The organism is Neomicrococcus lactis, assembly GCF_014200305.1.
Taxonomy (GTDB): domain Bacteria; phylum Actinomycetota; class Actinomycetes; order Actinomycetales; family Micrococcaceae; genus Neomicrococcus; species Neomicrococcus lactis.
The window spans coordinates 1,368,047-1,390,669 of record NZ_JACHBL010000001.1; the positions used below are offsets into that span (position 1 = coordinate 1,368,047).

At 53.4% G+C, this 22,623-nt stretch carries 17 protein-coding genes; 9 read left to right on the forward strand and 8 right to left on the reverse strand.

The window, feature by feature from the left end; all coding sequences use genetic code 11:
* Positions 1–35: 35 nt before the first annotated feature.
* Both hutU and BKA12_RS06265 read right to left on the reverse strand, forming a co-directional pair.
* Positions 36–1,739, reverse strand: a complete 1,704-nt coding sequence (gene hutU / locus BKA12_RS06260) for a urocanate hydratase (RefSeq protein WP_183641552.1) — start codon at positions 1,737–1,739, stop codon at positions 36–38.
* A 36-nt stretch (positions 1,740–1,775) separates the two neighbouring features.
* On the reverse strand, positions 1,776–2,438 hold the full coding sequence (locus BKA12_RS06265) for an IclR family transcriptional regulator (protein ID WP_183641553.1): 663 nt from the start codon (positions 2,436–2,438) through the stop codon (positions 1,776–1,778).
* A 182-nt stretch (positions 2,439–2,620) separates the two neighbouring features.
* Between BKA12_RS06265 and BKA12_RS06270 the strand changes: the two genes are divergently transcribed.
* The 3 genes from BKA12_RS06270 to BKA12_RS06280 all read left to right on the forward strand — a co-directional run bounded on the left by BKA12_RS06270 (position 2,621) and on the right by BKA12_RS06280 (position 5,761).
* Positions 2,621–3,634 (forward strand): ABC transporter substrate-binding protein, encoded by a 1,014-nt coding sequence (locus BKA12_RS06270; protein WP_183641554.1) that lies wholly within the window; start codon positions 2,621–2,623, stop codon positions 3,632–3,634.
* 127 nt (positions 3,635–3,761) lie between these two features.
* Positions 3,762–5,291 carry a histidine ammonia-lyase gene (hutH, locus tag BKA12_RS06275; RefSeq protein WP_183641555.1) on the forward strand — a complete coding sequence of 510 codons (1,530 nt, stop codon included), beginning with the start codon at positions 3,762–3,764 and terminating at the stop codon, positions 5,289–5,291.
* A gap of 137 nt (positions 5,292–5,428) precedes the next feature.
* Positions 5,429–5,761: a hypothetical protein gene (locus BKA12_RS06280; protein ID WP_183641556.1), complete on the forward strand. Its 333-nt coding sequence runs from the start codon at positions 5,429–5,431 to the stop codon at positions 5,759–5,761.
* Positions 5,762–5,883: 122 nt separating this feature from the next.
* Here BKA12_RS06280 and BKA12_RS06285 read toward each other — a convergent pair whose 3' ends face one another.
* Positions 5,884–6,909, reverse strand: a complete 1,026-nt coding sequence (locus BKA12_RS06285; RefSeq protein WP_183641558.1) for an acyltransferase family protein — start codon at positions 6,907–6,909, stop codon at positions 5,884–5,886.
* A gap of 208 nt (positions 6,910–7,117) precedes the next feature.
* Positions 7,118–7,879: a glycosyltransferase family 2 protein gene (locus tag BKA12_RS06290; RefSeq protein WP_183641560.1), complete on the reverse strand. Its 762-nt coding sequence runs from the start codon at positions 7,877–7,879 to the stop codon at positions 7,118–7,120.
* Positions 7,880–8,425: 546 nt separating this feature from the next.
* Between BKA12_RS06290 and BKA12_RS06295 the strand changes: the two genes are divergently transcribed.
* A complete protein-coding gene (locus tag BKA12_RS06295; protein ID WP_183641561.1) occupies positions 8,426–9,145 on the forward strand; it encodes a glycosyltransferase family 2 protein in 720 nt (239 codons plus the stop codon).
* Between the two features lie 827 nt (positions 9,146–9,972).
* Here BKA12_RS06295 and BKA12_RS06300 read toward each other — a convergent pair.
* On the reverse strand, positions 9,973–10,788 hold the full coding sequence (locus BKA12_RS06300) for an alpha-1,2-fucosyltransferase (RefSeq protein ID WP_183641562.1): 816 nt from the start codon (positions 10,786–10,788) through the stop codon (positions 9,973–9,975).
* Positions 10,789–12,967: 2,179 nt separating this feature from the next.
* Positions 12,968–13,792 (reverse strand): hypothetical protein, encoded by an 825-nt coding sequence (locus tag BKA12_RS06305; RefSeq protein WP_183641563.1) that lies wholly within the window; start codon positions 13,790–13,792, stop codon positions 12,968–12,970.
* 755 nt (positions 13,793–14,547) lie between these two features.
* Between BKA12_RS06305 and BKA12_RS06310 the strand changes: the two genes are divergently transcribed.
* The 5 genes from BKA12_RS06310 (at position 14,548) to BKA12_RS06330 (ending at position 19,871) form a co-directional block, all read left to right on the forward strand.
* Positions 14,548–15,273 (forward strand): glycosyltransferase family 2 protein, encoded by a 726-nt coding sequence (locus BKA12_RS06310; RefSeq protein ID WP_183641564.1) that lies wholly within the window; start codon positions 14,548–14,550, stop codon positions 15,271–15,273.
* A gap of 217 nt (positions 15,274–15,490) precedes the next feature.
* On the forward strand, positions 15,491–16,240 hold the full coding sequence (locus BKA12_RS06315) for a glycosyltransferase family 2 protein (RefSeq protein WP_183641565.1): 750 nt from the start codon (positions 15,491–15,493) through the stop codon (positions 16,238–16,240).
* Between the two features lie 116 nt (positions 16,241–16,356).
* The gene (gene tdh, locus BKA12_RS06320; RefSeq protein ID WP_183641566.1) at positions 16,357–17,400 is read left to right on the forward strand and encodes an L-threonine 3-dehydrogenase; all 1,044 of its coding nucleotides are present in this window, start codon (positions 16,357–16,359) and stop codon (positions 17,398–17,400) included.
* 2 nt (positions 17,401–17,402) lie between these two features.
* The gene (locus BKA12_RS06325; protein ID WP_221228062.1) at positions 17,403–18,611 is read left to right on the forward strand and encodes a glycine C-acetyltransferase; all 1,209 of its coding nucleotides are present in this window, start codon (positions 17,403–17,405) and stop codon (positions 18,609–18,611) included.
* A gap of 168 nt (positions 18,612–18,779) precedes the next feature.
* Positions 18,780–19,871, forward strand: a complete 1,092-nt coding sequence (locus tag BKA12_RS06330; protein WP_183641567.1) for an acyltransferase family protein — start codon at positions 18,780–18,782, stop codon at positions 19,869–19,871.
* 133 nt (positions 19,872–20,004) lie between these two features.
* Here BKA12_RS06330 and BKA12_RS06335 read toward each other — a convergent pair whose 3' ends face one another.
* Positions 20,005–20,892 (reverse strand): glycosyltransferase family 2 protein, encoded by an 888-nt coding sequence (locus BKA12_RS06335; protein ID WP_183641568.1) that lies wholly within the window; start codon positions 20,890–20,892, stop codon positions 20,005–20,007.
* A gap of 222 nt (positions 20,893–21,114) precedes the next feature.
* On the reverse strand, positions 21,115–22,620 hold the full coding sequence (gene gatB / locus BKA12_RS06340) for an Asp-tRNA(Asn)/Glu-tRNA(Gln) amidotransferase subunit GatB (protein WP_420826522.1): 1,506 nt from the start codon (positions 22,618–22,620) through the stop codon (positions 21,115–21,117).
* Positions 22,621–22,623: the final 3 nt, after the last annotated feature.

The window sequence follows — 22,623 nt, forward strand, 5'->3', positions numbered from 1 at the left end:
GTGACTAATTGGGTGTGCTTTTTTGTAGCGGGTGACTACTGAACGCGGTTGTTGATCATCGGAACCTTGACGCCGCGCTCGTTAGCAACGTCGACGGCACGGTCATAGCCGGCGTCGACGTGGCGGATGACGCCCATGCCTGGGTCATTCGTGAGCAACGCACGGAGCTTCGCAGCGGCGAGCTCGGTGCCATCAGCCACGGAGACCTGGCCGGCGTGGATGGAACGGCCGATGCCCACGCCACCACCGTGGTGGATGGAAACCCAGGTTGCGCCAGAGGATGCAGCGGTCAGGGCGTTCAAGAGTGGCCAGTCGGCGATAGCGTCTGAGCCGTCCTTCATGGCTTCGGTCTCACGGTAAGGAGATGCCACGGAACCGGAGTCCAAGTGGTCGCGACCAATAACGATTGGAGCCTTGACCTTGCCTTCAGCGACGAGCTGGTTGAACAAGAGGCCAGCCTTGTGGCGTTCGCCGTAGCCCAACCAGCAAATACGTGCTGGCAAGCCCTCGAACTCCACGAATTCTTCGGCTGCATCGATCCAGCGGTGCAAGTGCTCGTTCTCTGGGAAGAGCTCCTTGATGGCCTGGTCCGTGACCTTGATGTCTTCTGGATCGCCAGAAAGTGCTACCCAGCGGAATGGGCCAAGCCCTTCGCAGAAGAGCGGACGGATGTAGGCAGGAACGAAGCCTGGGAAGGCGAAGGCGTTCTCGAAGCCACCCTTGCGTGCTTCGTCGCGAATGGAGTTGCCGTAATCAAAGACCTCGGCGCCGATTTCCTGGAAGCCCACCATTGCTTCAACGTGGCGAGCCATGGCGGCCTGAGCCTTCTTCGTGAAGCCGATGGGATCAGACTTAGCTTCTGCGTCCCACTGGTCAATGGTGAATTCAACCGGGAGGTAGGACAGTGGGTCGTGCGCGGAGGTCTGGTCCGTCACGATGTCGATGGCGATCTCGCCGGCCTGCTGGCGGCGCAAAAGCTCTGGGAAGACCTCGGCAGCGTTGCCGACGTAGCCCACGGACAGCGCGCGCTTCTCTTCCTTGGCCTTGGTGACCTTGGCAATTGCGGTATCGAGATCAAGTTCAACATCGTCTAAGTAACGCTTGCCCAAGCGGCGGCGGAGGCGCTCTTCGGACACGTCAACGATCAGCACAGCGCCACCGTTCAAGGTCACGGCGAGCGGCTGAGCGCCACCCATGCCACCGCAACCACCGGTGAGGGTCAAGGTGCCGGCGAGGGTTCCGCCGTAGCGCTTGTCAGCAATTGCGGCGAAGGTTTCGTAGGTACCCTGCAAGATGCCCTGGGTACCAATGTAGATCCAGGATCCGGCCGTCATCTGGCCGTACATCATGAGCTCTTCGGCTTCGAGCTTGCGGAATTCTTCCCAGTTTGCCCAGTCGCCCACCAAGTTGGAGTTGGCGATCAACACGCGTGGAGCCCACTCGTTGGTGCGGAAGATGCCAACGGGCTTTCCGGACTGAACCAAGAGGGTCTCGTCAGCTTCGAGGTCCTTCAAAGACTCCACAATGGCGTCGAAGGATTCCCACGAACGAGCAGCACGTCCCGTGCCGCCGTAAACCACGAGGTCTTCTGGACGTTCGGCAACCTCGGGATCAAGGTTGTTCATGAGCATGCGCAAAGGGGCTTCGGTCTGCCACGACTTCGCGGAGAGTTCGGTGCCGCGAGCTGCACGGATGGTACGGGAAGGGTCATGCTGCGTGAATGACTGGTGACGTGCCATGGTGGTTCCTTTCCACAAAAATTTTCACGAAGAATTTCAAGAGGCGTTGATAGAGAGTTTTTGGGTGGCGCCGGCAAGTACTTCGCCGTACTGACGGGCCGTTTTTTCGGCAGTGCGGTAGCTCGGTGCCACGATCGACAGCGAAGCCACCACGGTGTCGCCGATGGTGACGGGAGCGGCTATAGCGGTGACATCGGCTTCCACCATGTCCGCTTCCATCACAAAGTCACCGGCAGCAACTTTGTTTTGAAGCACCCGTCCGGATGCGGACCCCTGCAGGGGGAAGCGACGTCCCACCCAGTTGATGTGCCGCACGGATTGAGTGCCTTCCTCGATGGCCACATACAGGCCATGCTCGGAATCGGCGCGCACGGAGAGGTAGCAGGACTCCCCCGTTGCGGCCACGACAGCTCGCATCATGGGCCGGCATGTTTCCACCAGGGCATCGTGGCTTAGTGCCGAAACACCTAGTTGCACCATGCGGAAACCGGGACGATATTCACCCTTGTCTTCGCGACGCATCACAAACCCCTTGGCTTCCAGAGTGCGCAAGAGACGAAGTGCCGTCGATGCAGACAAGTCGGTGGCTTTCGCAGCGTCCGCTAAGCGGATGCCCTCAACCGATTCGCAAACCACTTTCAGGAGGTCCAACACGCGATCCGCGGCGCGGGTGGTCGCGTCTGGCTTTTCTTCCCCCATGGTGGCTCCCATCCAGTGATATTGCGAGTGTTGATATTGCATCTAATAAAACATGGATTTCACTCTATGGCAAGAATTTTTCAAAAAAATCTTGACGTGGGGCCACTAGATAGGGTGTCATTTAGTGACACACACATTTTATGCTGTGAAACTCTCTCTTGGAGCTTTGGATAGGACCCACCATGCAGAACAACTCTCAAGCATTTACCCGCCGCGCGTTCGGTGCAATTAGTCTGTCCGCTGTCAGCGCCGTGGCGTTGGCTGCATGCGGCCAGGGCTCACCATCGGCTCCCGGAAGCAGCGCAAGCTCCGCTTCGGGAAGCGCAAACCTCACCAAGATCACCCTCGGCGTCCTGCCCATCACGGACGTCGCCCCCATCTACTTGGGCCAGAAGCAGGGTATCTTCGCAAAGCACGGCCTCGAGCTGGATATTCAGATCGCTCAGGGCGGCGCCGCGATTCTGCCCGCTGTCACCACCGGCGAATACGTGATCGGCTACTCCAATGTGGTCTCACTCCTGATCGCTCAGGACAAGGGCCTGCCGATCAAGGTGGTCCACAACGGCTCTAGCTCCACCAATAAGGCTGGCGCCGATGTGACCGAGGTTGCCGCTAAGGCGGACAAGGGCATTGCTAGCCCTAAGGACCTCGTGGGCAAGAAGATCGCGGTCAACGCGCTCAACAACTTCGCCGACATCACCATCCGCAACGCCGTCAAGAAGGACGGCGGAGATCCAACCAAGCTCAGCTTCGTAGAGATCCCCTACCCACAGATGCCAGCGGCGATTGATCGCGGCGACGTGGACGCTGCCTGGACCACGGAACCATTCCGTACTCAAATCCTTGAGGCCGGCGGCAAGATTGTTGCTAGCCCCATGACGGACATGGCCCAGAACTTCGACTCCGCATTCTTCTTCACCTCACAGCAGTCCCTCACGGATAAGGCTGACGTGATTACTAAGTTCCGCGCTGCCCTCGACGAGTCCTTTGATTACGCGAACGCCAACGAAGCCGCATTCCGCGAGATCATTCAGGACTACGCGAAGGTCACGCCTGAGCTCGCAAAGAAGGTTGTCATGTCCAAGTGGAACAAGAAGGTCAACCAGGACGCGTTGAAGACCCTCGGCGCAGCCGCTAAGGAGTTCGGTGTCATCTCGAATGAGCCGAACATCGCTGGACTGCTCGCCGAAAGCTAAAGCCGACGTGGCGTCGTCGTACTCAAATAGAAGGACGACGACGCCGCTCACTTCCCACACCCCACCCCCTCTACGCTGCGCTTAAGAGCGCGCCACCGCGCGCTAGTAACGGCTAATCGAAAGAATCATGGAAACGCTGCTCATCTCCCCCTCCCCATTGACCGCTCAAGAATTGTTAGAGGTGGCGCGCCTTGATCGCAAGATCGAGCTGTCCCCCGAGGCATTGAATGCAATGGAGAAGTCTCGTGCGGTCATCGATTCCCTGATTCACGACGAAAAGCCGCATTACGGCGTCTCTACCGGCTTTGGCGCGCTTGCAACCATGCACATTCCTGTGCCGATGCGTGCTCAACTGCAGCGGTCGTTGATTCGTTCGCACGCTGCGTCTAGCGGAGCTGAGGTGGATCGCGAAGTCATTCGTGGACTCATGCTTAACCGTTTGCACACCATGGTCACCGGTCACACCGGCGTTCGTCCCGTGGTGGCGGAAACGTATGCGGCGCTCCTGAACGCCGGCATCACCCCTGTAGTGGGCGAATACGGTTCGCTGGGTTGCTCCGGCGATCTCGCGCCTCTCTCCCACTGCGCGCTTGCAGTCATGGGCGAGGGAACAGTGCGCGATGCCGCCGGTGTTTCGATGCCTGCCGCTGAAGCCTTGGCAGCCGCCGGAATCACGCCTGTTCAGCTTGCTGAGAAGGAAGGCCTCGCGCTCATCAACGGCACCGACGGCATGCTCGCGATGCTCGCCATGGCATCCTTGGACATTGCACGTTTGATCGACATTGCAGACCTTGCCGCGGCCATGAGCGTTGAAGGCTTGCTGGGCACGGACGGCGTTTTTGCCGCCGACCTGCACGCATTGCGTCCGCAGTTTGGACAGGCCGAGTCTGCCGCCGCGATCGCTGGGCACTTGGCTGGTAGCAAGTTGATTGAGTCCGTCAAGAGCGGCGAGCACGCGTTCACCCGCGTTCAGGACGCCTACTCCTTGCGTTGCGCGCCTCAGGTTCACGGCGCCGTGCGCTCCACGTTAGCTCACGCTCAGTCTGTGGCGGTTGCCGAGTTTGGCTCCGCGATCGACAACCCAGCCGTCACTTCCGATGGCCGCGTGGAATCCAACGGCAACTTCCACGGCGCACCTGTAGGCTACGTCTTGGACTTCTTGGCCATTGCTATTGCCGATTTGGCCTCGATGTCCGAGCGCCGCACCGACCGCTTCTTGGATAAGGCTCGCTCCCACGGACTCAACCCGTTCTTGGCGGACGATCCAGGCGTCGACTCCGGCCACATGATCGCTCAGTACACGGCCGCCGGCATTGTCTCCGAGATGAAGCGCCTTGCCGTTCCTGCTTCGGTGGACTCTATTCCTTCTTCCGCCATGCAGGAAGACCACGTGTCCATGGGCTGGGCCGCCGGCCTCAAGCTTCGCAAGGCCGTTGACGGCGCCGAGCGCGTGCTGGCGATTGAACTGCTGACCGCCGCGCGTGGCTTGGATATGCGTGACGGTGGCGTTGCGAAGTCTCAGTCTTCGCCGTCCATCACCGCGGCCCGATCCGTGATCCGCACCGTGGTTGAGGGCCCAGGTCCGGACCGCTACATCTCCCCCGAGATCGAAGCAGTGACGCAGCTCGTCAAGACCGGGGCTGTGCTGGGGAAGTAGAACTTCCTCGTTTTGTTCGTTGAGAGGGGCGCCAGCTCAAGCCAGTGCCCCCTCTTTCGTTATTCCTAGTTATCCAATTCTTCGAGGGTCTCGGCAGTAATTACTTCAGCCTGGCCAGAGTCCACGATGGCAATCATGTGGAGAGCATCTATCTGCAAGAAGAGCGCTTCCTCCTCACCTTCTTCGGAGTGATTGAGCCTGGCGTCTTCCCTGGCGATAACCGCTTTTCTGATTGCATCCTGAAAATACGACAGCGACGAGTTTCCCAAAGAATTCTCGATCCTTCACGCTTCAAGGCTGAGCCTCGCGGCGAGCGCCGCGTCGTCGTCCTTCGCGCCGCTAAGCCCCTCAAACAGTTCACGGGCCTCAGGAAATTTGCCTTGCAGCCCGAGCGGGCGCGCTGCCTGCGTCCTCAACACTGCCGCGTCAAGTCTCATGCTCTTGGCTGCAGCGGCAGTGAAGCGCAGTAAAGAACTCGCGGAATCAGCGAAGCCCCACAGTCGGTCCAAATGTCTTTGAACAATCGTCATCTCAGAGAAGGTAGCTGACATTCCGTCCAGCAGATCCGTACTTTCGGATCACTCGGAGACTTCTAACGAACAAAGCGTGAAAACCTGAGCGAAGGCTTCTCTACCAGATGCCAGGAAGCACAAGCGGTAACGCTTGCCACCAGAAGAGCGATCACAATATGTCCGAAAATCCCCGCGGATGTGCCTAGCAGTAATACGACCAGCTGTTGAGACGGCCACCCATAAAGATAGATTCCGTAGGAAATGTCATTACTGGCTCCCAAACGTATAGGCAAACTAGCTCCCAACCCCAGCACCAAATAGGTGAGCGGGATGTGTGCAAACCATCCGGCCTTATCCCAACCAGCAAGGTTCCAGAGTAAGACAATTGTGACCGCTGAGATCAGAATCAATGTCGAATTCACTCTCACCCAGTTTTTGCCGAAAAATGCGACAGAGCCAACCGCAAAATACGCACCCAAGCGAATGAAATTCTCAATCGAATCCGGTGATGCCCCGCTTGCAGCGCGCATAGCAACGGTCAAACCGACCAAGACAGCTGTCAAGAAACCCATCGCCAGCAGACCGTTACGTCGCACCCACGCAATTGACAAGAAGGAACCGAGCAACAAATAGGCAACAAACTCATAGAAGAGGGTCCATGCTGTTCCGAGCCACACATGTGGAATTGGGAGACTCGTGAGCGTATTCGCAACTTCATCTTGCACCTGCCACAAGAGTGCATTTCTTATGGGAAAGCCGAGAGCTGATTTCACCACGAGATTGTCCGGCGTGAAGGCGGCGACCATCGGGGCAAGCACAAATGCGACGACCAATAACGCGACCCAGTATGCAGGGAAAATTCGCAAAATCCGGCGCCAAAGATACGACCACCAGTTTGAACGAAGTCGCGAACCGGTGATCAGGTAGCCGGAAGCTATAAAGAATCCATTAACTGCCCAATTGCCTAATTCGGTCAGCAAATGTCCGGTCGGATCTGGGATTCCCATGATGGGTGTCGTGTGAGCAACGATTACTAATGAGGCGAGGACCAGGCGAACGAAGTTCAGCGCGTTGTTTCGATCCGCAAGAGCAGTGCCCAGGTTCATGGTCCGATCCTGGCGGCCTCGTGTCGTCTTGATGAAACGTGGAAGTGACAACTGTGTTCATACCGTTCAGTTGTTGGAGATAGTTACTTCATGCAACCCTGAATCCTGCGGTGAAATACACGCGACCACAAAATTCTCTTTGAGAGCAAATTTTGTCCTACGAGAATCCCACTCTGTGAATTTGGAGCTTGGAATCGAAGGTTCAGGGTCATCCTTCTTCAAGGCGAAACCTCTTAGATTTGGCCATCCGATTCTTCAATTGCGCACGTTTCCGACGGATCGACGCCAAATACGATGAGGGTGCGTGCCACCATCGCGAACCATGGATTGGCCCCAAATTACGGTTTGTCTTCTCCAACTCATCTAGGCGCATAAGTTGAAACTCTGGAGAACTACTAGTCACGCTAATGTCGGTCTCAAATCGCGTTCCGCGAATTACGGCATTCGGCCGCTTCTGTGACAGGAATAAGTAGTCGTCTCCACCCCAGATTTTCATTTCATCGGGAATGGTCACATAGTTTTCGCGTCGCAAAGCCATGAACATCCCGAATCCGATGGCAACGTGCTCGTAGGTTGCCAGGCGGTGAGTTATTCTTCGTGGTCCGCCCTTGTTGATTATCGAACCGTCGATTCCGACCATCCCGAACGTCCCCCTACGAAGAAGCTTTCGAGCGTATTCGAATATTTCGTCATCGAATCTGACATCGTCATTTATTATTGCCAGGTATTGCCCGCGAGCCTCACCGGCCCCGAGATTCCACGCAGGATTGACGTAGATGTTCTCGTCTTGCTGAATAACCCGTACCTTGGATGACTCACTGGTCAGTGGATCGGTTGAGTTATTTATGATGAGCACTTCCAGAACCAAAGGATTCGCGGCGCATTGCTCAATTAGAGTGCGCAGGTCTGGGGAGCGTTGAAGTGTAGGGATAACAACCGAAAACACGGGCAACGGCAAACTGGCGCTCATATCTAGAATCTAGACGGAACATGGCACTTGCATCTTTAACTGTTACGCAGGCACTATGAAAATGTCGCCTCGAATTTGGATCTTTCCAAAGCCGACTCAGAGTCAAACTTAATTAGTTGCCGAAGGCAGCCAAACGATGGCGTTTGGAAGACCCCTACGAAGTTAGTTACCAATACTTTGGCTCTGATCTCGAATATTACAGTTCAAGTTTTTTCGCACCGCTACCTAGGTGGCCGTAATTAGTCTTCAACATTCGCTGAGAACGCCAAAAGAGGTGAAGCCTCACCCATGAAGGGTCGCATCGCAAGAAAACGTAGCGACGTCTCTCAGCATTTGGTTTCGCAACGTCATTGCTGATCTCCCCTGCCAGCAAACCAGCTTGGACCTGGTAGTGGGCATCCAGAACACCAAGCGTTTGGAGCTAACCAATAAGGCGACGCTACGTAACTGCTGAACTACTTCCACAATCCATGGATAATCTCTAATGGGCTCGTCCGGCTGAAGCTCAATAACTGCCATCACTGAATCTTGGCTTAGTCTTTATAAATGAACGTAAGCGTGAAAAGCCCAGTGTTTTCGGTCATCATTCCAACCCTTCAAAGGTCGGCAGATCTGGATCCGCTTGTAACTCAATGCGCTTCACACCCCCTTGTCATCGAAGTCTTAGTAATTAATAATGCTTCCGCACCACTTTCTTGGGACTCTCCCAAAGTCCGCGTGCTACAGCAAGCGGAGAACATTTACGTAAATCCGGCCTGGAACCTTGGAGTAGTTGAAGCAAAAGGCGAGCTTCTCGCGATATTAAACGACGATCTGTCATTTGATCTCAAAGTTTTCGAGTACTGTGCCGAAGTTCTGGAACGTGGCCGGTTTTCGATACTGGGTCCTTCGCCCAAGGCTATGAATATGTCTCCGAGGGGGAAGCTGAGGCATCGGTTGACAAGCCTTCATACGGAACCCTTTGGCACGGCAATGTTTATGAAACGGGAAAACTACGTCCCCATTCCTGAAGATATGAAAATCTGGGGCGGCGACGATTGGCTGATGCTGAATCAACGCAAGCCCGTAGCAGAGTTACTGGGAGCGGCGTTTCGAACTGAAATGTCCACGACATCCGGTTCTCCTGAATTTCAACGTATGAGAGCAGATGCGAATCGAGTATCCGAAAGGTACCTCCTACCTCTGCGGGGAAGCCAGCCGTGGCATTTTCCAGCGCGACTAATGACAAGATTGAGAGTATTGCGAGAGAAGAATTTCGGTCGGTAAGATAGATAGTCATTTACCTTTGAAATACCTTGAGTCTTCCGGCGACTATGCCGTTCTCGATAAGAGGCGTCTTCATGCCAAGTACAACGTTTCGGTTCATAGGCACTCTTACTCTCATTCCATCGTTGCCAAGAAGCCCGGCGCGAAAGTCTCGTGCGGTTATTCGAAGAATGAATGATTTCGAATGAGAACGCCATAACGCCGGTTTAGCTCATTTGTACTACCCAAAGGCTCCTCCGTCGCGTCCTCGAGCGTGCAGCGGGTAATGATCAGCAAACGCAGGAATAATGAAGATTTCTTCGCGACGAAATTCCGCCAAGCAACCCGCGTCATTTACGCCGTAGCATTCCGCGCTAAGGATGGAAGCGCAATCTTCGCGGACCCAGCCGCAATGGGTTACCGGTTTTCTACATATGAAGACGTTGTACCGAATGATGGGATGCATACAACTAAATCAAGCATTTCATTCTAGCCAAGAGCGTCTTGCTAGCTTTTCGTTCTCCTAAGCTCAGCCCCGGGCTCTCATCATCTCAATACTGAGCCTTGTTACCTCGCCGGAAATCAAGTCACAGTCGACTTGAAACTTCATTCCACGCACATTGAAAGGCGACATACACATAGGCGATTCGAACAATGCACCTCACGTGATAGGCACTGGATGCCTCGGAATTCTGAGCGGATACGCCTGATCATTGGTCGCGGATCTGACGTAAAGGTCGACGAAATGAAACCTTATTCGACACAGCGTCGACTTCTAACCTTCAGTGGAACCAGATGCTCTCGAAACCACACTTGGCGCTAACCAAATTCCCAATATTCCGCGTTAACTAGTAAAAATCTCCACGAATAATCCGCCAGTTTCTACGTAGTTGATGTGCTCGACCATTATTCCAAGACCTGCCAAAGAACCATGGGGCAATAACTTCGCGGCCAGGGTTTAGCTCATCTCCTATGTATCCGCCCCAGTACGAAAACGTCGAGTTTGATATCAGGAGGCGAGGCGCATTTACGATCGCATTTAGGTCGTGGGCTACATCTCCATCTTCGTAATCGGCTGGCGCGTACGGCGAAAGAATTGGGCCAAGCTCCGCACGACACCAATCAAGACCGTCTGAAATGATCAAAAATCTATCGGGTGCTCCATTTGCTTCTACGGATGCTCGAAGTGCATGACGAACATATGAAACTTGATCCATGCCGAATTCTTTTTCATTGGCCGCTACGGAAAAGTAGTCGCCGCGTCGGACGTTAATGACCATTGAATTTGACTGTTGAAGTACCGGATCTTCGACGATCACGCTGTTCGGGAGAAGCATCTGGCGAATATATGGTCCATCAATTTCGGCAGAAGTGTAGGCGTCAGCGCTGGGCTTTTCGCCTGACCACGGCATGACCCGCTTGTCAGTAAATTTGACTTGATTTCGGGTGACAGAGAGTTGGTCTCGGAGTTCTGGGAAAAGACTCAACGACTCCCTCTGCTTGTCATCGCTCAGAACACGACGCCCTTCCTCGGAACCCTGGAACGCCCACTCTCCCACATATAGAAGATTTCCAAGGCGCATCCATTCGGGGGTCCACGCTACTGGGCGACCATTTCTGACAATGCCAAGGGCCGTGGACTTCGCTTTTTGGACGAGACTCATAGGTACAAATTATCGTCGATAACCCCACCCCACTCGATGTATTACGAAGGGACGTTCTAGACATTAGAGAAGAAACTAGCTCTCAGCTCCATTGCTATAGTGTCCGTGAGCTCATCTAATGAGCGCAAAGATTATTGGATAGTTCTGATTGCCGCAGCCGATCGAATGAGTTTCAGGGAACTAAGGAGACTTTCAGGCACTAGTCGAGCGCACGTCCGAGGTCATCGATGCCTTGAAGAGATCCAGCCTCGTTATGGGGATAGGCGCATTTCCAACTCGCAAGTTCCTTGAATCAGCGAGTCCAACTAACCGAGAGAATTTCACACTGCTAAACGCAGAATCTGAGGACCCACTGCATTGTGCGAGCAAAGCAATTAAGGTTTTTCCGGAGGTACGTTGCACTTCTTTCATTGCGCCGTGGCGATGCGAGTTTGAGTTGTTCCAAGGGACTCGCATCAACTAGGTAAATTGGCGTGCAAAAAGTTGCAGGTGGGATGCTAGCCAGTGATGAGAATAGCATGCTGAAAATCAACGATATTCGTGCTCCGGGTCACTTTCCCAGTGCAGGTTCTCGTCAATAATCAGGCGCTGCTGAAACTTAAGGCAAAGCGGTTCAAATACGTTTCCCATGATTGAAAACCAAGAAATCGGATAGCCCTCGTTAGTGCCGAATGGATTCGTGGGTAACTACTGACCTAAAAGTGGTTCAAAATAGTTGAGCCTTCTCTCAACCTCTGAGAGCCACTCCCCTGTAAACGGGTTATTCGGTCTAAAGGCAAAACAACTGGCATACACGTGGCGGCTGAAGTTTGCGCGCTACTCCCGCGGGAGCTTCCCGCCTAAAGCTGATCCGACGTTGTGAGATCCCAGCTCTTTCATCCCTCCGCCATGATGGTAAGCGAAATAGGCACGCAAATAGTCGGAACGATGGATTATTGACAGGTTCTCATACGCGGAATGCAAGGGGTATGACGGGACAATCCAATCATCCAGATTGGCTGGGCTAACGAGTATTACCTCGGCGGTAGAACCCTTCTGCAAGCGCTCCAGAGATTTCAGCCTATTTTCTGACATTTCATTGGTTCCGGTCCGAAAAAAACAAAAACGCGACGGGGTGCCGGCTTTGGGAAATCCTCGATTGGTAAGGCTGAGTCATACATCAAGTGATTGACCGGAAAAGTACTGGATGCGGGAATTTTAAGCGCCCCGTCGCCAAAGTGTGACGTGTGGCGGGCCAAATTGAACTTGTACTCAGTCCGACTGACACGAAAGGTCCACCATTTGTCCTTGGTTGCATGAGCCGAGCGTTTGAGATTTCGCGCTCCCAAGTAAACCTCGTGTTTCGCCGTCCGTAGCAGCTGGAGAGGATTCATGTAGAGATTCTAGATGTGCCCTATGTAAGGAGTTCATTTTGGGGCAACTTGTGAGCAGCAGCAGAAGGTTGAGGCTCGACAAGTATGCGGATGCTGGGACGATCTTTGTAGAGAGAAAAGTGTTGAATTCACTTCAATGTGAATGAAGTAAATCACTCTATTGACTACCTTTGGTCCCATGGTACTTGGAATCACCCATTGAGTCGCAAGCACTTACGCTATGCCAACCGAGGCCGTACTCTCAAGCGCCGAATTCGTTAAGGTCACAAAGTCTTCGCCACCTGTCTGCCAAACGTTTGAACAGCACCAGCGTTCTGAGGGCTCACATTAAGCGTGGAGTCAAAAGCCAGTCCAGTGGTATTTTTCCGGCAACCCGTCTCGCCGTGTTCCTTATCGGTACGAGAGCACATCTTCCGAGTTCACATTGCGTTAGTGGATCAATCGGAAGTGCGTGCTGTCAAAAGCCACCCCGGTTTGAATCTTCTTTTCAGCTACATGACAACTGGGCCGTGTATCGCAAGGTTTATCAAAGCTGATTGATAGCGACAGTACAACTACCTGTCCAGGAGACCTTAGAACTCCACCCAGCCCTCGACTTGGTCATAGCACTTTCGGATTGAACTGAGGAGTGAGATCAGAGGAATTCTCCCTAGAACTTGCTCGCCGGCGCCTAAATGGCGTACCGCGAGCAATGAGCCCGGACTGTTTTTCGCCTCATCGATACTGGCGACTAAGTGGCATAGCCCCTACAGCCAATCATATAAGAGCAAGACATCCACCCATGCTCTAACTTCTATTCAGCTTGACTAGAAACAGATCGTGACATCTCCAATGCCCGCATACTGGAAGTTGCTGCTGGCTACCAGCCGAGTCGTAGACACGTTCGCATAAGTAATCGATGGCGTCGCCGAGGACGGTTTCAAGGTGATTGGAATGTAGTTACCGCTCGTCGTCGACGTATTAGTCTCCGTCGAAGATGTCGATGTCGTTGTCGTTGTCGTGACATAGGTTTTTGGCGTCCCGACTGCCGTTCCGTATCTATCCGTTGCGCCACTGAAAGACAGCTGGTCTGTGTAGTAGGCAGCGTTGTTCATGTTGGCCTGCTGACTCGTGATGTCGTAAGCGTTGAAAGAGATTGGGACAGGCGTCAGGGCTTTGCCTGTGCTCGAGGCAAACGAGAAAGTCAAAGTTTCAGAGCCCCTCGTTGTTCCCTTGGCACTCGATGATGTTCCTTGATTGAAGTTGAGCACAGACGTTGTTGTACCTGACGGCACCACGTATTTGGTTGACTGATCGCTGGTGACGCCATTGGCCCAGGCTTTCTGTGAGCCAGCCGAGGTCGCGCTGAAATCGCCATAGTTAGGCGTGGGCTGCTGGCCGGAATCGATTTTGCGACCCGGCTGCCCTCCGGTTCGGTATTTACGAACGGCGACTGTGACCTGCTCCCCGCTAGACAGCGTAATGGTGTCGACGCGCGTCGCATCTGTTCCTTGCGTTACAGCCAGAGTGGCTGACGTCCAAACCAGTTTTCCACAGCCTTCTCGGGGGGGCAGCCATGGCAGGAGCAGCGGTAACAAGAGCGATCGTTGGAACCGTCCAAGCGATATTTCGGGCAACGGCTCGGCGAGCATGGGGGGGTGTTCTTTTCAATATTAGTCATGGAGAATTCATCTAGAACGGTGTGTGGAAATGGGACGACTGCTTAAAAGCGGATTCAAGCTAGACCAAAGATTACCCAAATCATAGATTTGATCACGACGACCGTTATCGGCGCGATATTTATACCGTCATTATGCTCGTTGTGCCTCGCCTTACCGATCGATAAGTTAATATCGATCCATCCCAGAGAGGCAACAGCGGAATGGTCGTACGCAGGCCCCAATCAGGGTACAGTTCCAGACCGACGGCAGGCACAAGGTCTCGGCTTGCCCTCAGAAAGCAGGGATGTGATTCCACAGAGACGGTATTAGAGAAATGGGCACGTATATCCTGAATTACGATGTCAACACGTAGGAAATAAGTGACAACTGCACTGATTCCAAACCAAAAGAGTCAGTGCAAAATAGTGGAACTAGGAGTTCTCGCAAGCAAATCGGAAGTCGCTGATCGCGACGCCGTCAAAAGCCGGATTGCTGGTTGTGAGCGCTACCAACTTTCAAAGAAGTCGACAGCGGATACATTGCGAAACTCCTCAAGCAGGCGATGAGGACACCGATCAATTCGTCAAGCACCCCTCAATCACCCAAGACAAAATGAAATTTTGCATAGATGCGATCTTCGAGCTCAATCCATCTGGAGTCATTCGCCCGTCCACAACGAGATGGACAAACCTTCACGCGATGTAGCCTTTCGGAAGTCTGCGAGTTTTGATGTTTAGAATGGCGGCATGACCATCCACGCGCCTCGGCCAGTTTTCTCGGTGATAGTCCCAACGCTTCAACGCGCGAAAGAGCTACAGCAACTAGTGCAGGATTGCGCTGATCATCCCTTAGTCCTCGAAGTTCTCGTTATCAATAACGCCAAGGACCCACTCTCGTGGAACTCGCCCAAAGTTCGCGTCCTCCAACAACAGGAAAATATCTACGTCAATCCAGCATGGAATCTAGGGGTTCGAGAATCTCGAGGAAAATATTTAGCCATCCTAAATGATGACGTATTGTTCAACCCCAATCTTTTTGACTTAATCCTTAGATGGTTAAGAGTTCCTGGAATTGGAATCATCGGCCCAAACAAAACGAGTTTCCACCCCTCCACTGGACGACCTTTTATTCGCCCCAAATATCAGCGACCATACGGCTGGGGCACGGCAATGTTCATGCGCCGCGATGCATACACTGCGATTCCGGAGGAATTGCGCGTTTTTTACGGTGATGATTGGCTATTTCTCCATTCGCCGCGAAGAAACTGGACATTTTCCAATTTTTTCATTTCAACGAAAATGTCAACAACCGCTGGCGATTCAAAATTCAGCCCAGTCATCACTCATGATCAAGAAGTCTGGGAAAGTTTCGAAAAGGTTCCAAATCATCCTCGAAAGTTGGACCGCAAAGTATCCGAAATCTCACGAGCAATTCGACACAAAAGGGAACCCGGGAAATATAAAAGGCAATGAAATCTGTAGAAATACCGAATAATATTCGGCTCCCAGTCACATGAAGGAACCATGACGGTGTCGGGGGTAGCTTCGGAGCCAAATATTGACTCTATAAAGTTGCGATCTTCGACCTCAATCCATCTGGAGTCATTCGCCCGTCCACAACGAGATAGGCAAACCTTCACGCGATGTAGCCTGTCTGAAGTCTGCGATTTTTGAAGTTTAGAACGGCGACATGACCATCCGCGCGCCTCGGCCAGTTTTTTCGGTGATAGTCCCAACGCTTCTACGCGCGGAAGAGCTTCAGCAACTAGTGCAGGATTGCGAAGATCATCCCTTAGTTCTTGAAGTTCTCGTTATCAATAACGCCACGGACCCACTCTCTTGGAACTCACCCAAAGTTCGCGTCCTCCAACAACAGGAAAATATCTACGTCAATCCAGCATGGGATCTAGTGGTTCGAGAATCTCGAGGAAAATATTTAGCCATCCTGAATGATGACGTATTGTTCAACCCCAAAATTTTTACATTTATTGCGAAGTGGCTTGGTGTCCCAGGCATCGGAATAATTGGCCCTAATAATTCATGCCTGATCGCCCCAAATGGGCAGCCCATACTTCGGCCAACGAATGAACGGCCAACTGGTTGGGGTATAGCAATGTTCATGCGTCGCGATGCATACACTGCGATTCCGGAGGAATTGCGCGTTTTTTACGGTGATGATTGGCTATTCCGCAATTCGCCCCGAACAAACTGGACACATGGAAATTATCCGATTCCAACTGAGATGTCCGTGACGTCGGGCGATCCAAAATTCAACCCAATAATTGCGGCCGACGACGAGGTATGGAGGAACCTTGAATTTAGCCCGAGTAAACAACCAAAAATCGCACGAATAGTCATCCAACTTTCACGCGCATTAAATGCGCATATTCGCACCCAAAAGCGCAGCGCCATATCCTTGCTAATCAAAGCACAAGACTAGAATTTTTTCTCACAACTACGTGTAGAAGCCTTAGTACGACTTAGTTCAAGCTTACGTTTTCGGCTCGAGGCAATGCGCGGGTTGCACGGTGTTTATCCGAGTGGTGGGATAGTCGAATGAAAGCTCTTCTCAAAGCTCAGCCTCAACCCGGCTTCGAGCTGACCGACGTTCCGGAGCCAGAGACCCGCCCTCATGACGTCAAAATTCGAGTCCACACGGCCGGCATTTGCGGCACTGACATTCACATCCTGAATTACGACGCCGCCGCGCAAGACATGATTAACACTCCGCTGATCCCGGGCCACGAGTTCTACGGCGAAGTGGTGGAAGTCGGTAGTCTCGCAAGCACTGTCAAAGTGGGAGATCGAGTCTCCGGCGAGGGCCACGTGGTCTGCGGTATGTGCCGTAATTGCCGCGCGGGTCGCAAGCACATGTGCATCAACACTTCGTCCGTCGGCGTCCAGCGCAACGGCGCGTTCGCCGAGTATGTCGTTATCCCCGAATCAAACGTATGGGTTCACAAGGATGAGAACATCACGCCGGAACTCGGAGCCATTTTTGATCCACTCGGCAACGCCGTCCACACAGCCCTTTCATTTCCTCTCGTCGGCGAAGATGTCCTCATCACCGGGGCTGGTCCTATCGGCCTGATGGCAGTGGGCGTTGCCCGTCACGCGGGCGCACGGAAGATCGTCATTACCGATGTGTCCGAAGAGCGGCTGGCTTTAGCGCATGCAATGGGTGCTGACCTCACGCTGAACGTCGCCGAGCACCACATCAAAGAAGCCCAAGCACAGCTGAAAATGGTTGAAGGCTTCGACGTAGGACTTGAAATGTCCGGCCGTGGAACCGCGCTGCGCGAAATGATCGAGAACATGAACCACGGCGGCAACATCGCACTTCTGGGATTGTCGAGTGAGACAGCTGAATTCGACTGGACCAAGGTTGTCACTCATATGCTCACCCTCAAGGGCATATACGGCCGCGAGATGTTCGAGACCTGGTACGCGATGAGTGCCATGCTCCAGTCCAACGAGACACTTCGAAACAACATCGCAAGCACCGTGACTGACGTATTTCTTGCCGAATCGTGGGAAGAAGCTTTCGCTACCGCGAAGGCCGGACACGGCGGCAAAGTCATCATCGACTGGAGGTCCTAATCTTGAGCAAGCAATCAATTCTTGCCAGCGTCAGCGAAGAAATCGCTGGGATACGCGAAGCAGGACTCTACAAGAACGAACGCCATATCGACACACCTCAGGATGCATCCATCGAGGCCGGTCCGCTCGGGGTAGCAGCAGCTCCTGTTCTAAACTTCTGTGCCAACAATTATCTAGGTCTCGCGAACGATTCACGGCTCATCGAAGCGGCCCACGAGGGTCTCGAAAACCACGGCTTCGGCATGGCTTCAGTGCGCTTCATTTGCGGCACGCAGGACATTCATCTTGCGTTGGAGTCCGAGGTCTCTGAATTTCTCGGTACCGATGCCACCATTTTGTTTTCAAGTTGCTTCGACGCCAATGGCGGCGTTTTTGAGACTCTTTTCGGCCCTGAAGATGCGATCTTCTCCGATGCCCTAAACCACGCGTCCATCATCGACGGCATTCGCCTATCCAAAGCCAACCGATTCCGCTATGCCAATCAGGACATGACGGATTTGCGAGTCCAGTTGGAGGCCGCGAAATCACTGAACGACGGCGCCGGACCACGTCGGTCCGTCATTGTGACGGATGGCGTGTTCTCGATGGACGGTTTCATCGCTCCGGTCCGGGAGATCTGCGATCTGGCTGATGAGTACGGAGCCCTAGTCATGGTCGACGATTCCCATGCGGTGGGATTCATGGGAGCAACCGGCGCCGGAGTTCCCGAACATCTGGGTGTGGGTGACCGAGTGGATATCTACACCGGCACGTTCGGCAAAGCTCTCGGTGGTGCTTCCGGTGGCTACGTTTCAGGCCACGCAGAGATCATTGAGCTGATGCGCCAGCGAGCACGTCCATATTTGTTCTCCAACTCGTTGGCACCAGCAATCGTCCAGGCCACGCGTGAAGCACTGAAGTTGGTGACCGGTTCTGGCTCCCTACGCGAAAAACTTTTTGCCAACGCCACCCACTTCCGCACTTCCATGACGGAAGCCGGGTTTGAACTCTTGCCTGGCGAACACGCAATCGTGCCCGTCATGTTCGGCGACGCCCACGTTGCGTCGAAAATTGCCGATGCGATGCTGGAGCACGGAGTGTTTGTCACAGCCTTTAGCTACCCGGTAGTACCGAAGGGTGCCGCACGTATTCGTGTGCAACTCTCCGCAGCGCACTCTACCGAAGACATCGAAATTTGCGTGAAGGCCTTTATCGCCGCACGAGGATCGTGATGAAGCCTTGCGACTTTGAGATTCCAAGTCCACTCATAACTTGACCTTCTTCATGGTTAGCCTTCGTACTCAAGACTTGGGTGAAATGACTCTGGAATAAATATCCTTTCATGCGAAGATCGTTCATAACGAAGGTCTACTAAGTTAAAAACCGAAGAGGGTAAATTCTTGCCTCAGCCAGCTAACCGACCAACACTTCATGCCAAACTGAGCTCCTCAGACAATGCCCTAGGCGCCGTTCGTCTAATGCTGGCGGTCCTGGTCATTTTCGGGCATGCCTTCCCTCTCGGCGGATTTCAGTCATTCCAGTTTGGCCCCTTCATTCACAGCGGCCTCCATGGTGCTGCAGTTGATGGATTCTTCGTGATCTCGGGGTATTTGATATTTGCGTCAGCTTTGAGGACTCGAACACTGGCATACTTCTGGCGCAGGTTCCTTCGCATCTATCCTGGCTACTTAGTGGCCATACTCGTAACGGCATTCCTTTTCGCGCCTCTCGGCAGCGTTCTGGAAGCGGGCACTAAATGGGAAGCGGCTTCGGCAATCCATTACGTTACTGGTGCACTTGATCTCAAGCCCTCGCAGGATGGCATTGAAAACACATTGAATCAAGTTCCGTGGCCACACACATGGAACGGAAGTCTCTGGACACTTTTTTACGAGGCGTTGGCATACGTCGGCGTTGCAGTCCTATGTGTGGCAAATCCAGTTCGAACGAGAGTGCACATAATTGTGCCAGCATTGACCCTGATGGCAACTCTCGCTTATGTCACGCTTCCACCGACGTTCTTCTCCAGCACCTTCTCTAGTGCGTTTGGCGCAATTGCGGACAACGGTCTCCGTCTTTGGACTCACTTTCTATGGGGAATGTTGGCCTACGTGGCTGGGAAACATATTAGATTCAACCGAATTTCCTTTTTCGGATCAACTGTATTGTTTCTGTTTTTGACTCACACGTCCGTACTTCCTGAGACCTCTGGAAAGATTGTCGGGCTGATCTCGCTAGTTGTCGCCGTTCTTAGCGCAGGATCAGTTCTCAAGACTCGCATTGGGTCCAACACAGATCTGTCGTACGGCATCTACATTTACGCTTTTCCGGTACAACAGCTTCTAATATTGTGCGGAATTGCCAATTTTGGCTGGCTGGTCACAGCCCTTAGTTGCGTTAGCATAACGGCGGTATTGGCGCTGCTTTCGTGGAAATTCGTGGAACTTCCTGCCATTAACCTCAAGCATCTGGTTCCTGCGCGGCATTGGTGACATCGTAGCGCCGTCCAACATATCTCTATATTTGAGGCTAATATCGCAATTTCCTGGCTCCAGTCTAGGAGGGTCAATCTCCAAGGAGCTCTCGGTGTGACACGCGGTAATTGACGGCCCAAGTAGCGAATGCTCATTTATTAGGGGCAATGAGAAATTGTGGTTCGTCCCAGCCTTTGTACTTACCAGATATGACGCCCACCAAGTGGCCTGCAGCAGTCACGCCCGAGCGCGCGTGCCCCTTAAGTGAATTCGACCGGAACCCAGTTACAGCATGAGTCGCCGATTTGAAGTTCTCGAGAATAACGGAACGAAGCTTATTTCTTCCGGGAAATTCGTCTGGATGTCTCGCCCAAACTCGTACTTCAGCTTTTCCAGAATTGTATATTTTCCTGAGAACGTTCTTGAAATCAGTCGTAGGCGTGAACTCAATTCTGGCGCTCGGGACGTAGGCAATGCGAAGTCGGGCTTTTCGAGCACGGATCATGAATTCATAATCCTCACAGCCATAAGTGCGGAACGACTCATCATAGCCGCCGAGTTCCAGGAATCTGTGCCTTCTGATGGCCGAATTTCCACCCAAGTGAACCGGGGCACGGAAATTCTCAGATTCCTCGTAAATAGCAGTTACGTCAAGATCACTTACGCGATCTTCGTACTCCTCCAGGAATCCGCCCACGACATCAACATCACTGCTTAACGCCCAAACAAGAGTGTCGAGCCAATCTGGCTCCACTCGGTCATCAGCGTCACAGAACGCGACAAATTTCCCTCGTGCTACAAGGACTCCGGAATTACGTGCGTGTGCGGCACCCTGAGTCTTGGACGCGTCAACGAGTGACAATGGCACTGGGAAGCGGCTCTTGAAACTCTCAATGACTCGAACAGTCTCATCTTTCGAACCGTTGTTCGCGACTATTACTTCCCAAGAACCGTCGAATGTCTGACAGGCTAAAGAGTCCAGCTGTCTTCCAATCGTTGAAGCAGCGTTATATGCAGGAATAACTACAGACACGTCCATGTTTGCGCCGTTTCCTCTCTCTGAGTCAGTGACTAAGACCAAAAGCCAGAAACGACTACTAACTCCGCCAGAACAATTGCCTTTTAACCGATCGTAGGCGGGGCAGATATCATTGCCAACTTGTGACCTACGAATAAGGAGATGGAAACCTGCATCCTCGCCCATAGACGCCGGAGTGGTCGCCAATCTTTATCCGGCCACCACTCCGCTGTCTGTACGAATCTAACCGTCAACACCCAGCTTCTCGAGCACAATCTCGCGGACACGAGCCGCGTCAGCCTGCCCACGGGTCGCCTTCATGACGGGGCCAATGAGTGCGCCGATGGCCTGCACCTTGCCGGACTGGATCTTTGCCACAACATCTGGCATCTGAGCCATGGCTTCGTCGATAGCCGCGCCGAGGGCAGAGTCATCGTTCACCACGGCAAGACTGCGCTTTTCAACAACCTCAGATGGGGTTCCTTCGCCGGCGAGGACAAAGTCCAAGACCTGGCGGGCGATCTTGTCATTGATCTTCTTGCAATCGATAAGTCCCTGAAGTTCAACAATGGTTTCCGGCGTGACACCAAGTTCAGCAGCGTCAACGTCCTGGGTCTTCGCAAGACCAGAGACAACACCCATCCACCATTTACGAGCAACCGCTGGTGAAGCGCCTGCTGCGATGGTGTCAGAGATGAGGTCCGTCATTCCAGCATTTACGACGTCACGGAATTCTGCGTCCGAGTATCCCCACTCAGCCTTGAGGCGCTTGCGGCGCTCGGCTGGCGGCTCTGGCAGACGGGCACGAAGCTCTTCAATCCACTCTGGCGTCGTGACAACAGGAACCAAGTCCGGCTCTGGGAAGTAACGGTAATCGTCGGCGTCGGACTTCGGACGGCCAGATGTGGTGGAGCGAGTGTCTTCGTGCCAGTGCCGGGTCTCTTGGACAACCTTCTGACCTGATTCGAGAACAGCAGCGTGACGCTCAATCTCGAAGCGAACAGCATGCTCAACTGCGCGCAGCGAGTTCACGTTCTTCGTCTCGGAACGAGTGCCGAACTTGTCAGCGCCCTTGAGCATAAGGGAAACGTTGGCATCGCAACGCACGTTGCCGCGCTCCATCTTGGCGTCAGAGACGTCAAGGTTCTTCACGATTTCGCGGATCGCTCCAACGTAGGCACGCGCCAGTTCAGGGGCACGCTTGCCAGCGCCAACAATAGGCTTCGTCACGATTTCCACGAGCGGAACACCAGCACGGTTGTAGTCAACCAAGGAGAACTCGGCGCCCTGAATACGTCCGGTGCTACCACCCATGTGGGTGAGCTTTCCGGCATCTTCTTCCATGTGAGCGCGTTCAATTTCAACGCGGAACACTTCGCCGTCTTCCAGCTCAATGTCGATGTAGCCGTCGTAGGCGATCGGCTCGTCGTACTGAGAGGTCTGGAAGTTCTTAGGGGTGTCCGGGTAGAAGTAGTTCTTGCGGGCGAAACGGCAGGATTCTGCAATCTTGCAGTTCAGCGCCAAGCCAATGAGGATCGAATACTCCACGGCCGTCTTGTTAACTACCGGCAAGACACCAGGCAAGCCAAGGTCAACCGGCGTGACGTTCGTGTTCGGCACGTCACCAAAGGCGTTCGGAGCATCAGAGAACATCTTGGTCTTGGTGTTGAGTTCAACGTGAACTTCAAAGCCAAGGACTGGATCGTACTTTTCTAGCGCCTCGTCAAAGTCCACGAGTTCTTCAGTCACTGC

What these genes read in the sequence shown, in the direction of transcription:
- hutU (WP_183641552.1), bottom strand. Translation starts at nt 1,739, where the DNA reads ATGGCACGTCACCAGTCATTCACGCAGCATGACCCTTCCCGTACCATC.
- BKA12_RS06265 (WP_183641553.1), bottom strand. Translation starts at nt 2,438, where the DNA reads ATGGGGGAAGAAAAGCCAGACGCGACCACCCGCGCCGCGGATCGCGTG.
- BKA12_RS06270 (WP_183641554.1), top strand. Translation starts at nt 2,621, where the DNA reads ATGCAGAACAACTCTCAAGCATTTACCCGCCGCGCGTTCGGTGCAATT.
- hutH (WP_183641555.1), top strand. Translation starts at nt 3,762, where the DNA reads ATGGAAACGCTGCTCATCTCCCCCTCCCCATTGACCGCTCAAGAATTG.
- BKA12_RS06285 (WP_183641558.1), bottom strand. Translation starts at nt 6,909, where the DNA reads ATGAACCTGGGCACTGCTCTTGCGGATCGAAACAACGCGCTGAACTTC.
- BKA12_RS06290 (WP_183641560.1), bottom strand. Translation starts at nt 7,879, where the DNA reads ATGAGCGCCAGTTTGCCGTTGCCCGTGTTTTCGGTTGTTATCCCTACA.
- BKA12_RS06295 (WP_183641561.1), top strand. Translation starts at nt 8,426, where the DNA reads ATGAACGTAAGCGTGAAAAGCCCAGTGTTTTCGGTCATCATTCCAACC.
- BKA12_RS06300 (WP_183641562.1), bottom strand. Translation starts at nt 10,788, where the DNA reads ATGAGTCTCGTCCAAAAAGCGAAGTCCACGGCCCTTGGCATTGTCAGA.
- BKA12_RS06305 (WP_183641563.1), bottom strand. Translation starts at nt 13,792, where the DNA reads ATGCTCGCCGAGCCGTTGCCCGAAATATCGCTTGGACGGTTCCAACGA.
- BKA12_RS06310 (WP_183641564.1), top strand. Translation starts at nt 14,548, where the DNA reads ATGACCATCCACGCGCCTCGGCCAGTTTTCTCGGTGATAGTCCCAACG.
- BKA12_RS06315 (WP_183641565.1), top strand. Translation starts at nt 15,491, where the DNA reads ATGACCATCCGCGCGCCTCGGCCAGTTTTTTCGGTGATAGTCCCAACG.
- tdh (WP_183641566.1), top strand. Translation starts at nt 16,357, where the DNA reads ATGAAAGCTCTTCTCAAAGCTCAGCCTCAACCCGGCTTCGAGCTGACC.
- BKA12_RS06335 (WP_183641568.1), bottom strand. Translation starts at nt 20,892, where the DNA reads ATGGACGTGTCTGTAGTTATTCCTGCATATAACGCTGCTTCAACGATT.